Source organism: Synechococcus sp. CS-1326 (genome assembly GCF_025128115.1).
GTDB lineage: Bacteria > Cyanobacteriota > Cyanobacteriia > PCC-6307 > Cyanobiaceae > Regnicoccus.
Genome location: NZ_JAHLYV010000009.1, coordinates 82,136 through 92,880, shown reverse-complemented (window position 1 = coordinate 92,880; position 10,745 = coordinate 82,136). Strand labels below are relative to the sequence as shown.

The window sequence follows — 10,745 nt, the reverse complement described above, 5'->3', positions numbered from 1 at the left end:
GGCACCATCAGCGCAGGCAGGCCATGGGATGGCGGGTCGGCACCCCCAGGGCCTTGGCCACGCCGGGGTGGCAGACCGCCCCGTCAACGGTGTTGAGCCCCGAGAGCAGTTCGGGTCGTTCGGTGACCGCCTCCAGCAGTCCCCGACCGGCGATCCCGACGATGTAGGGAAGCGTGACGCTCACCAGGGCTTCGGTGGAGGTGAAGGGCACCGCTCCGGGCATGTTGCCGACGGCGTAGTGCTGCACCCCGTGGATCGTGACGACAGGATCGGTATGGGTGGTTTCGCGGCTGGTGGCGATGCAGCCCCCCTGGTCGATCGCCACATCGACGATCACGGAACCGGGCTTCATCTGCTGCACCAGGTCTTCCTCCACCAGGGTCGGTGCCCGGCCGCCGGGGGTGAGCACGGCCCCGATCAGCAGATCGGCGCTCGGCACCAGCCGCTCGATCAGGCCACGGCTGCTCACCAGGCTGACCAGACGGCCGCAGCGGTCGGTTTCGAGGTTGCGCAGTCGCTGCGGGGTGTGATCTAGCAGCAGCACCTCGGCATCCATGGCCGCCGCCAGCCTGGCCGCGTTCCATCCCACCGTGCCGGCTCCGAGCACCACGACGCGGGCGGGACGCACGCCGGTGCAGCCTCCGATCAGCACCCCTCGGCCGCCATGGGGTTTCTCGAGCAGATGGGCTCCCACCTGCGCCGCCAGCCGACCGGCGATTTCGCTCATCGGAGCGAGCAGGGGAAGGTTGCCGTTGTCGAGTTGCACCGTTTCGTAGGCCACCCCGGTGGTGCCGGCCTCGAGCAGGGCACGGCCCACCTCCGGGTAGGCCGCCAGATGGAGGTAGGTGAACAGCACCAGGTCGTCGCGGAGCAGATCGAATTCCTCCCGCTGCGGTTCCTTCACCTTGACGACCAGGTGAGCGGACCAGGCCTCCTCACGGCTCACCAGGCGGGCGCCGGCCGTGGCGTAGTGCGCATCGCTGATGCCTGCCCCGGTGCCCGCGCCAGCCTGGACAAGCACTTCCAGGCCATTCGAGACCAGCTCCCTCACCCCGTCGGGAGTGAGGGCCACCCGTTGCTCATCGCGCTTGATTTCGGTCGGAACGCCGATGCTCGCGATCGGTGCCGCCGGGCCTTTGGTTGCCATGCAACTCAGTAGCTGCATTCAGGTTGGCGGACATCGGGGCCAACTGCAGGGATTTGATCTGGAATCCCTTCCTCAGATCGGTCCGGAGGCGATCGGCATCCGCCAGCCACTGCCGAAGGCGCGGCCGCTCACCTTGAGCAGGGGGGCGGCCTGACGTCGCTTGAATTCGGCCAGGCGCAGCATTCTGTGCACACGCCTGGCCAGGCTGGCCTCGATGCCGGCGGCGATCAGCTCCTCAGGCGCCCGCAGGTCTTCGATCAACGCCTTGAGCAGCGGATCGAGCTGGTTGTAGTCGGGCAGCGAATCCGTATCGAGCTGTCCGGGGCGCAGTTCGGCGCTGGGTGGCTTGTCGCGGATGGCGCTGCCGATCAGTTCGGCAGCGGCTGGCAGGCCGTAGCTGCGGCGGCAGGCTGCCGACGCTTCTGAATCAAGCCAGGCGCAGAGCCGGAACACCGTGGTTTTGTAGAGGTCTCCGATCACGGCAAGTCCGCCGTTCATGTCGCCGTAGAGGGTGCAGTACCCCACCGCCAGCTCGGATTTGTTGCCGGTTGAGAGCAGCAACTGGCCCTGCTGATTGGCCATCGCCATCAACAACGTGCCACGGATGCGCGACTGGAGGTTCTCGGCCGTCAGGCCATCCGGTGGGCTGCCGAACGGGCTTTCCAGGGCCTGATCGAAGCTCTCCATCAGGCCGCTGATCGGCACGACGTGATGGGGGATGCCGAGCCGGCCGGCCAGGGCGATCGCATCGTGGCGGGATCCTGCCGAGCTGTAGGGGGAGGGCATCAGCAGGGCCGCGACCCGCTCCCCACCCAGCGCCGCCGCGGCGATCACCGCCACCAGAGCGGAATCGATTCCACCGCTCAGTCCCAGCAGGGCCCGCTCGAAGCCGCATTTGCGGGCATAGTCGCCCAGGCCCAGCACCAGCACCCGGAACAACTGCTCCAGGGGCTCAGGTTCCTGCAACGCTACGGCGGCCGCTTGCTGAAGGCAGTCGGCCGCCGTGGAGGGCATCGACCAGAACGCCAGGCCCGCCCTGGCGCAGGGGAGCTGCAGCAGGATCTGACCAGCGGCATCGACGACGAAGCTGGCTCCATCGAAGACCAGTTCGTCGTTTCCCCCCACCTGATTCACATACACCACCGGACAGCCCAGCCGCGCGGCGGCGGCGGCGGCCAGGCTGCGCCGCAGCGTCGGTTTCCCCTGCACGAACGGCGAGGCGGAAAGGTTCAGCAGCAGATCGGGTTGATGCGGCAGCAGCGCGGCGATCGGATCCGGACCGGCCAGACGGTGTCCCAGCACCTCCTCCTCCACCCAGAGGTCTTCGCAGATGCTGAGGCCGATCCGCCAGCACCGGCCGCGTCGCTCCAGCTTCAGGAGGCAGGGTTGATCGGCGGGGCGGAAATAGCGCCGCTCATCGAAGACGTCGTAGCTGGGCAGCAGCCGCTTGCGGGCAACGATGCGCCAGGTGCCCTGCTCCAGCAGGGCAACCGCATTGTGCAGCGACGGTTGTTGCTCGCCGGGCAGGGGCTCGGCCACCCCCACCAGCACGGCCAGGCCAGGGGGGAGCGCAGCGGCCAGTTCCTCCAGAACCCTGGCCTGCTCCAGCAGCAGGGCAGGCCGCAGCAGCAGATCCCGGGGCGGGTAACCCCAGAGGGAAAGCTCCGGACTGATCACCAGGTCGGCCGCCGCCGCCTGCCGGCAACAGTCGAGCAGCATGGCCGCATTGCCGTGAAGGTCGCCGACCAGCGGGTTGGTCTGGGCCAGGGCGAGACGCATCAGGGCTGGCGGCGGCTGGGGGATGGCAGGGGGTCGAAGCCGTACAGGTTTCGCTTGTGCAGCATGGGCCAGAGCTCCTTCGGCACCAGTTCAGGCTCGCGCTGAAGGCGGATCTCGGAGCTGGCGGTGGCTGGAATCTGCAGAGGGAGGAGGTCCAGCTGGCCGCCCAGCCGGCGCAGGCCTTCCAGATCGGCCGGCTGTATGGGCCAGCCCAGGCGTGGCACCACCGCCAGCCGAGCCAGATCCAGGATGGCCTCCACGGCATGCCAGCGGTGGATCTGGGGCAGCAGATCACTGCCGACCGCGAACACCAGGGTTGCTTCCGGCCAGAGCCGCCGGGCCCGCTCCAGGGTGTCGAGTGCCCGGGGGCTGCTCAGGTTTTGGGCCATCTGGATCCTGGGGTTGGCCAGGCCGTCCACCAGCGCCTGGAGCAGGGCGGCACGATCGGGCAGCGACGCCCCGTGCTGCTTGAAGGGGTTGTCACTGGCCCAGGTGCGCACGCGGGGATACTGCCGGGCCAGGCCTTCCAGCAGGGCGCGATGGCCCAGGGTCGGGGGGTCGGCGCTGGTGCCGAACAGGGCCAGTTCCTGGCTCTCAGGCTCGGTCATGGCCAGTGCAGCAACCACTGGCGCACCTGGGGATCCTGGGCGGCCAGGCGCCGCAACAGCCCGGCTGGGCCGCCCGGCCCCTTCCGGGCCCCTTCCTGCAGTTCCGCCGCCGCCAGCTCACCGGTGCGTCGCGTGGTGTGCACGGCCAGGGCCGCCTGGGCCAGGGCGACGGGGGCGGCAGGGGCCAGGGACAGGCCACCGCTGAACGGTGCCGCGAGCAGGAGAACCTGGCGAAGGCTTCCCAGCAGGAGCTGGATGCCGAGCTGGGCTCCACCCAGCAGGGCACCGTGACCGGAAAGGCGGCTCAGCAGCCGCCGGGCCTGGGCTCCGTTGAGGCTCAGTCCGTAGAGCCGACAAAGCTGCATCACCAGGGCCGTGTCCACGGCCATCGAGCCAGCCAGATCCAGGAGCACCAGGGGGTTGGCCGCCACGCCGGTGGCCTTGAGGGCGGCGAAGCGGCCGATCAGGCTGTGGGCGGCCTGGCGATGGTGGCGCAGTCGCCAGTCCTGGAGTCGTCGGCTGAAGCGATCCCCGGCCCGCAGGCTGTTGAGGGCGAGCAGCAGCGGACCATGGCTTGCCACCAACGCCAGCAGTCGGTCCTTGAGGGGGCCGATCGCTGCTGGCCCGGCTTCGCTGCGGACACGGCCATCCTCCAGAAGGGTCGCCAGTCGCGGTGCCGCCGAGACGGCCAGCAGCTCCAGGTCCCGGGCTGCGGCGGGCAGTCGGCTGCGGATGCTGGCCAGCAGGGCGTCCCGCTCGCTGGCTGGCCAGCAATCGATCCGGTTGACGACCAGCAGCATCGGCTTGCCAAGACGCAACAACTGCTCCAGTGCCTCGAGCTCGGTGGAGGTGAGGTCGCCCTCGACCACGAACAGCACCAGATCGGCCCCCAGGGCCACCCGGGCGGCCAGGCGGTGCCGGGCTGGTGCGGCCACCTCATCGATGCCCGGTGTGTCGATCAGATCGACCCCGGCCAGGCCCGCGAAGGGGAGATCCCAGGCTTCATGCTGCTGGAGCCTGGTGCTGCCGTGGGCCAGGTCGGTGGCAAAGCGTGGCTGGCCCAGCAGGGCGTTGAGCAGGCTCGACTTGCCCACTCCCACCCGGCCGAACACCGCCAGGTGCAGTCGTCGCTGCACCAGACGCTTCAGCTGACGGTCGAGGGCGACCAGCTCCGGGGCAAGGGCCGACCTTTCCCGCGCGCTCATCGCCAGCTCCGAGCGCCAGCGTTGCAGCAGCTGCTCGCTGCGGGTGATGGTGTCGGGCCTGGCAACGCTGGAGGAACGGCTCATGGGATCGACTCCCCAGCCGCCTGGGGACGACGCCACCAGCCGGCGAGCACGGCCAGCACGGCATCGGCGCCGATCACCCCGACAAAGCCGCCGTGTTCATCGACCACGACCCGAACCGAATGGCTGTTGCGTCGGAAGGCGGTGAGCAGCCGGTCGGCCCGGATCATTTCCGGAACATATTCCACCGGAATGGTCAGGCTGAGGGCGGTGACCTGGCCGCGCCCTTCGACCAGGGCGCCGAGCAGGCTCTCCCGGCTCGCCACCCCCAGCACCTCATCCACCTCCTCGCCCAGCACCACCCACCAGGGAGCGCTGTTGCCGAGCAGCTCGTCGCTGACGCTCTCAAGCCTGGCCTGGGCGGAGAGAGTGGGCGCGGAGACCCGCGGAACCATCAGATCCCTGGCGGTCAGGTCGTTGAGCTGGAACACCTTGCCGATCATCGCCGCTTCATCGGCCTCGATCTGGCCGGTGCGGGAGCCGAGCCTGGCCAGCAGACGAATCTCCTCCTCATCGGTGGTGAGCTCGCTCTCGGCGGTGATCGCCGGCATCAGCCGCTCCAGCACCAGCACCAGCGGCAGCATCAGTTTCAGCACCATTCCGACGGTGGCGGCGCTGCCCAAGGCGATCGGCAGGGCCATGCGGCTGCCGATCGCCTTGGGCAGGATTTCGCCCAGCAGGATCACCAGCACGGTGAGCCCGACCGAGAACAGCGGCAGGGCGATGCGGTCGATGCCCTGGGAGGAGAACACCCAGCCGGCATAACTGCCCAGCATCAGGCTGCCGAAGATGTTGAAGCCGTTGTTGAGGATGACGAGCACCGCCAGGGCACGGCCCATCCGGTTCTTGAGGGAGAGCAGGGCCAGGGCACCCCGCACCGGCCTGGGCCGGCTGGCCAGCTCATGCACCCGCAGCGGGTTCACCGTCAGCATGGCGGCTTCGACACCGGAGCAGACTGCGGAACCGACCAGAATGAAGACCACCAGCGCGGCCAGACCAAGCAGCCCGTTCATGTTCGAAATGCCGAATCTGCAGGCTTCTGCATCCACCACCACACCACTCTGACCGCCAATCCCTTCATGTCATCGGTTGTGCCATCTTCGCGCTGTTCTGACCATCTCTCCATGGCGATCTCCCCCGCCGAGTTCAGCCGTCGCCGCACCACCTTTCTGGAGCGGCTCGGCGGCGTGGCGGCCGTGATCCCTGCGGCCGCTCTGGTCACCCACCACGCCGATGTGGAGCACTCCTTCCGCCAGCAGAGCGATTTCTGGTACCTCACCGGTTTCGATGAGCCCGGCGCCGTGGCGCTCTTCCTGCCGCACCGACCCGACAACCCCTTCGTGCTGTTCGTGGAGCCGAAGGATCCCACTGCCGAGGTGTGGAACGGCTTCCGATGGGGCTGCGAGGGAGCGGTGCAGCGGTTTGGCGCCGACCTGGCCCACCCCCGGGCCGACCTGGCCGGACGGCTGGGGGACTACCTCAGGGGAGCCGAGGGCATCGCTTTCCGGGTGGGCCGCCATCCGGCCGTGGAGCCATTGGTGCTCTCTGCCTGGTCGGCCCAGCTCGATCGCGCCCCCCGCAACGGCCAGGCTGCCCTTGGGCTGGTGGCCCCCTGTCCCCTGCTGCACGAGCTGCGGCTGCGGAAATCCGATGCCGAACTCGAACGGATGCGTCTGGCCGCCCGGATCTCGGCGGAAGCCCACGAACTGGCCCGCCAGGTGGCCCGGCCTGGCCTGAACGAACGCCAGGTTCAGGCGGTGATCGAGCAGCACTTCATGGAACAGGGGGCGCGGGGGCCGGCCTATGGCTCGATCGTTGCCGGCGGGGACAACGCCTGTGTGCTCCATTACACCAGCAACAACGCTCCGCTCGCCGATGGCGATCTGCTGCTGATAGATGCCGGCTGCAGCCTGAGCGATTACTACAACGGCGACATCACCCGCACTTTCCCGGTCAACGGTCGCTTCAGCGGCGAGCAGCGCGCCCTCTACGACCTGGTGCTCGCCGCCCAGGAGGCGGCCATCGCCGCCGTTCGCCCCGCCGCGGACGCCGAGCAGGTCCATGGGGTTGCCCTGAGGGTGCTGGTGGAAGGGCTCGTGGACCTGGGCCTGTTGCGGGGCGCGGTGGAGGGCCTGATCGAGCAGGGGGCCTATCGCCATCTCTACATGCACCGCACCGGCCACTGGCTCGGGCTCGATGTGCACGATGTCGGCGCCTATCGGCTCGGTGAGCACCCGGTGCCCCTGGAGCCCGGCATGGTGCTCACCGTGGAGCCTGGTCTGTACGTGAGCGACCGGCTGCCACCCCCGGAGGGCCAGCCGGCGATCGACGAGCGCTGGAAAGGCATCGGCATCCGCATCGAAGATGACGTGGCGGTCAGCGAGCGCGGCCATGAGGTGCTCACGGCCGCGGCCCAGAAGTCGGTGGCGGCGATCCAGCGCTGATCGGGAGCCGGGAGCCGGGATTCAGCCTGGGGAGCCGTCGTCCAGCCAGCTGAGCAGCAGCTCGGGCTCCAGATCCCTGGTGCATCCGATCAGCCGATCCGCACCCGCTTCCAGCAGAACGGCTTCGTACAGGCAGCGCTGCTGCGTCTGATCCGCTGCGTGGAGGTGGGGCGGAGCCACCGCCAGGCTCAGCAGCTGCTGGCCGGGCCGATCACGGCGGGCACGGCCGACGGTCTGCACATCCGCCACGGTGTCACCCAGGTACACCACCGCTGGAGCCTGTGGGCCCAGGGCCATGCCGGCGAGTGCTTCGGCCAGTCGGATCAGTCCGGTGGGGTCGGGCTTTTCGGGGGCCTCCCCCATGGCGATCAGTGGCGGGTCGATCAGGCCGAGCCGGTGGCCGAGCACAAAGCGTGCCGAGCTGGGCTCGGCGCCGCTGACGAAGCCCCAGGCGATCCCGGCACCGCTCAGGCGGTCAAAGAAATCAGCCTCGACCAGAAGGGGTTCGTCACGGATGAAGCCAGACCAGCTGGCTGGATCACCGTCTGGATCGCCGCCGAAATAGAACCCGCTGAACACCTCCACGAGATGGTCGAACGTCGGCAGGGGGGTTGGTCCCCGCCGCCTCAGCAGCTCCATCGAAGCGTCCCAGTCGTTGTTCCAGCGACCCTCGCCCTTGAGGGCATCGATCTGATCGGGGCGCGGGCGCCAGCCCCCGAAGTGATCAACTGTTTCGCGAAGGGCGCGGCGATAGCTGCCACCCACATCCCTGATCACGCCATCAATGTCGAAGAGCAGGATGGCCCTGGGGCTCGAAGGGACCTTCAGGAGCGGGCCGGTCTTGGGGAGGGGAGGAGGGCTCAGCAGGGAGGGCTGGAGGGGCTGATAGGTTTGTTGCTTGATTTTATGCCTTGAAAGCCGAACCCAATGACGGCCACCGACAGCGCAGCTCCTGAACTCGACCTCGCGGTCAGTCCTTCGGCGGAAGTGACGCCATCAACCGGCCGCGGCCTGACCCGCAGGGTCATTCCCGTTCAGGCTGCCCAAGTCCCTGGGGCGGCGCTGGAAGATGACGAACCCATCACCAAAGGTCGCCCTGCCCTCCGCGGTGCCAGCGCCGCCCTGGCCACAGCCACCGTCGATGAGGACGGAGTTCCCTCCGGTCATACCCCCAAGGCTGACGAGGGTCGCTTCCTGCTCAAGATTCTCTGGCTGCCCGATAACGTCGCTCTGGCCGTCGATCAGATCGTCGGGGGTGGACCGAGTCCCCTGACCTCCTATTTCTTCTGGCCCCGCGAAGACGCCTGGGAAACCATGAAAGGCGAGCTGGAAGCGAAATCCTGGATCACCGACAACGAACGCGTTGAGGTTCTCAACAAAGCCACGGAGGTGATCAATTATTGGCAGGAGGAAGGCAAAGGCAAGTCATTGGATGAAGCCAAGCTCAAGTTCCCTGACGTGACCTTCTGCGGTACCGCCTGAAGGGTCTGCGGCATTTTCTCCGACCATCAAAAAAGCGTCCCCAGGGGACGCTTTTTTTGGGCTGATGGCCAGGTCAGTCAGCTGGATTGACTGGCCTGGAGACGGGCGCGAGCCCTGGCCAGGGATTGCTGAGCCTTGAGCTTCTCAGTGCTGGGTGGCTGCCCGTCATAGCCTGAGGCGGCCAGCTGGGCTGCTTCGACAGCCTGCTCGGCCTTGGCGGGTTCGATGCTGGAGCCGAGTTCGGCGGTGTTGACCAGCACGGTGACCTGGTCGGCTTCCACCTCGGCGAAGCCGCCCATCAGTGCGATTGAAGCCCAGTCCTTGCCTGTGCGCAGACGCATCACGCCGATGTCCAGGGCCGTGAGCAGGGAGACATGGCCGGGAAGGATGCCCAGCTGTCCGGTGGTGCTCGGCAGAATCACCTCGTCGGCGCTGCCATCAAAAACGCTCTGATCGGGGGCCAGAACGCGCAGGGTAAGTGTCATCGGCATGCATCCTCAAAAGCGAGACAGAACAGGACGGGGTCAGGCTTTGGCTTCGGCGCTGAGTTTTTCGGCTTTTGCCTTGACCTCATCAATGGAGCCGACCAGATAGAAGGCGGCTTCGGGAAGCTCATCAAGCTCGCCTGCCAGGATCATGTTGAAGCCCTTGATGGTTTCCTCCAGTTTCACGTATTTGCCGGACATGCCGGTGAAGATCTCGGCAACAAAGAAAGGCTGGGAAAGGAATTTCTCAATCTTGCGGGCCCGATCGACCGTGCGGCGGTCGTCTTCGGAGAGTTCATCCAGGCCGAGAATGGCGATGATGTCCTGGAGCTCTTTGTAGCGCTGGAGGGTGGACTGGACGGCCCGGGCAGTGCGGTAGTGCTCATCTCCGACCACGGCGGGCTGGAGCATGGTGCTGGTGGAGTCGAGCGGATCCACGGCCGGGTAGATCCCCTTGGAGGCCAGGCCGCGGCTCAGCACGGTGGTGGCATCGAGGTGGGCGAAGGTGGTGGCCGGTGCCGGGTCGGTCAGGTCGTCGGCGGGAACGTAAACCGCCTGAATGGAAGTGATCGAGCCCTCCAGGGTGGAGGTGATCCTTTCCTGCAGCTCACCCACGTCGGTGCCCAGGGTTGGTTGGTAACCCACTGCCGAAGGCATCCGGCCCAGCAGGGCGCTCACTTCCGAGCCGGCCTGCACGAAGCGGAAGATGTTGTCGATGAACAGCAGCACATCCTGGTTGTTCACATCGCGGAAGTGCTCTGCCATGGTGAGGGCTGAGAGGCCAACCCGCATGCGGGCGCCGGGAGGTTCGTTCATCTGGCCGAAGCAGAGGGCCACCTTCGACTTGGTGAGGTCTTCGGAGTTGATCACCCCGGATTCCTTGAACTCTTCATAGAGGTCATTGCCTTCCCGGGTGCGCTCTCCGACACCTCCGAAAACCGAAACGCCGCCATGCTCCTTGGCGATGTTGTTGATCAGCTCCTGGATCAGAACCGTTTTGCCGACGCCGGCACCGCCGAACAGGCCCACCTTGCCGCCCTGGCGGTAAGGAGCGAGCAGGTCGATCACCTTGATGCCGGTTTCAAACACCTTGGGCTTGGTTTCCAGCTCCGTGAGCTTGGGGGCCTCCCGGTGGATCGAGGCGGTGAGGTTGGAGGTGACGGGGCCAAGTTCATCAACGGGCTCGCCGAGCACGTTGAAAATCCGACCGAGCGTGGCTTCTCCGACCGGAACGCTGATCGGGGCACCGGTGTCGAGGGCTTCCATGCCCCGCACCAGGCCATCGGTGGTGCTCATGGCGATCGCCCGCACCCGGTGATCGCCCAGTAGTTGCTGAACCTCGGCGGTCAGGGCGATGTCCTGGCCAGCGGAGTTGCGTCCCGCGATGCGCAGTGCATTGAAGATCCGCGGCAGCTTGCCGGCCGGAAACTCCACATCCAGCACGGGACCGATCACCTGGCGCACCACGCCCTTGGTGCCGGTGTTGACGGGAGCAGCAGCAGCCATAGGGAAAG

Annotated in this window: 10 protein-coding genes; 2 read left to right on the top strand and 8 right to left on the bottom strand. The window is 67.3% G+C overall.

Annotation, left to right across the window (positions count from 1 at the left end):
* Nucleotides 1-7: 7 nt before the first annotated feature.
* The 5 genes from ald to KQ307_RS02155 form a co-directional block, all read right to left on the bottom strand.
* Nucleotides 8-1,147 carry an alanine dehydrogenase gene (gene ald / locus KQ307_RS02175; RefSeq protein ID WP_259702062.1) on the bottom strand — a complete coding sequence of 380 codons (1,140 nt, stop codon included), beginning with the start codon at nucleotides 1,145-1,147 and terminating at the stop codon, nucleotides 8-10.
* 72 nt (nucleotides 1,148-1,219) lie between these two features.
* Nucleotides 1,220-2,926: an NAD+ synthase gene (locus KQ307_RS02170; protein WP_259726778.1), complete on the bottom strand. Its 1,707-nt coding sequence runs from the start codon at nucleotides 2,924-2,926 to the stop codon at nucleotides 1,220-1,222.
* On the bottom strand, nucleotides 2,926-3,534 hold the full coding sequence (locus KQ307_RS02165) for a nicotinate-nucleotide adenylyltransferase (RefSeq protein ID WP_259726777.1): 609 nt from the start codon (nucleotides 3,532-3,534) through the stop codon (nucleotides 2,926-2,928). The genes KQ307_RS02170 and KQ307_RS02165 overlap by 1 nt, the downstream gene beginning before the upstream one ends.
* A complete protein-coding gene (locus KQ307_RS02160; protein ID WP_259702065.1) occupies nucleotides 3,531-4,823 on the bottom strand; it encodes a GTP-binding protein in 1,293 nt (430 codons plus the stop codon). Before KQ307_RS02160 ends, KQ307_RS02165 begins: the two co-directional genes overlap by 4 nt.
* Entirely contained in the window at nucleotides 4,820-5,833 is a 1,014-nt protein-coding gene (locus tag KQ307_RS02155; RefSeq protein ID WP_259702066.1) for a CNNM domain-containing protein, read from the bottom strand. Before KQ307_RS02155 ends, KQ307_RS02160 begins: the two co-directional genes overlap by 4 nt.
* A 111-nt stretch (nucleotides 5,834-5,944) precedes the next feature.
* On the opposite strand from KQ307_RS02155, the gene KQ307_RS02150 reads away from it, so the two are divergent.
* Nucleotides 5,945-7,264 (top strand): aminopeptidase P N-terminal domain-containing protein, encoded by a 1,320-nt coding sequence (locus KQ307_RS02150; protein ID WP_259726776.1) that lies wholly within the window; start codon nucleotides 5,945-5,947, stop codon nucleotides 7,262-7,264.
* 21 nt (nucleotides 7,265-7,285) lie between these two features.
* On the opposite strand, the gene KQ307_RS02145 is transcribed toward KQ307_RS02150, so the two are convergent.
* Nucleotides 7,286-8,065: a TIGR01548 family HAD-type hydrolase gene (locus KQ307_RS02145; RefSeq protein ID WP_259726820.1), complete on the bottom strand. Its 780-nt coding sequence runs from the start codon at nucleotides 8,063-8,065 to the stop codon at nucleotides 7,286-7,288.
* A 126-nt stretch (nucleotides 8,066-8,191) separates the two neighbouring features.
* Here KQ307_RS02145 and KQ307_RS02140 point away from each other — a divergent pair, with 126 nt between their 5' ends.
* A complete protein-coding gene (locus tag KQ307_RS02140; protein ID WP_259702068.1) occupies nucleotides 8,192-8,746 on the top strand; it encodes a 30S ribosomal protein PSRP-3 in 555 nt (184 codons plus the stop codon).
* A gap of 77 nt (nucleotides 8,747-8,823) precedes the next feature.
* Here KQ307_RS02140 and atpC read toward each other — a convergent pair whose 3' ends face one another.
* Both atpC and atpD read right to left on the bottom strand, forming a co-directional pair.
* The gene (atpC, locus tag KQ307_RS02135) at nucleotides 8,824-9,231 is read right to left on the bottom strand and encodes an ATP synthase F1 subunit epsilon (protein WP_259726819.1); all 408 of its coding nucleotides are present in this window, start codon (nucleotides 9,229-9,231) and stop codon (nucleotides 8,824-8,826) included.
* Between the two features lie 39 nt (nucleotides 9,232-9,270).
* A complete protein-coding gene (gene atpD, locus KQ307_RS02130) occupies nucleotides 9,271-10,737 on the bottom strand; it encodes a F0F1 ATP synthase subunit beta (protein ID WP_259702070.1) in 1,467 nt (488 codons plus the stop codon).
* Between the last annotated feature and the right edge of the window lie 8 nt (nucleotides 10,738-10,745).

What these genes read in the sequence shown, in the direction of transcription:
- atpC (WP_259726819.1), bottom strand. Translation starts at nt 9,231, where the DNA reads ATGACACTTACCCTGCGCGTTCTGGCCCCCGATCAGAGCGTTTTTGAT.
- KQ307_RS02165 (WP_259726777.1), bottom strand. Translation starts at nt 3,534, where the DNA reads ATGACCGAGCCTGAGAGCCAGGAACTGGCCCTGTTCGGCACCAGCGCC.
- atpD (WP_259702070.1), bottom strand. Translation starts at nt 10,737, where the DNA reads ATGGCTGCTGCTGCTCCCGTCAACACCGGCACCAAGGGCGTGGTGCGC.
- KQ307_RS02155 (WP_259702066.1), bottom strand. Translation starts at nt 5,833, where the DNA reads ATGAACGGGCTGCTTGGTCTGGCCGCGCTGGTGGTCTTCATTCTGGTC.
- KQ307_RS02150 (WP_259726776.1), top strand. Translation starts at nt 5,945, where the DNA reads ATGGCGATCTCCCCCGCCGAGTTCAGCCGTCGCCGCACCACCTTTCTG.
- ald (WP_259702062.1), bottom strand. Translation starts at nt 1,147, where the DNA reads ATGGCAACCAAAGGCCCGGCGGCACCGATCGCGAGCATCGGCGTTCCG.
- KQ307_RS02170 (WP_259726778.1), bottom strand. Translation starts at nt 2,926, where the DNA reads ATGCGTCTCGCCCTGGCCCAGACCAACCCGCTGGTCGGCGACCTTCAC.
- KQ307_RS02160 (WP_259702065.1), bottom strand. Translation starts at nt 4,823, where the DNA reads ATGAGCCGTTCCTCCAGCGTTGCCAGGCCCGACACCATCACCCGCAGC.
- KQ307_RS02140 (WP_259702068.1), top strand. Translation starts at nt 8,192, where the DNA reads ATGACGGCCACCGACAGCGCAGCTCCTGAACTCGACCTCGCGGTCAGT.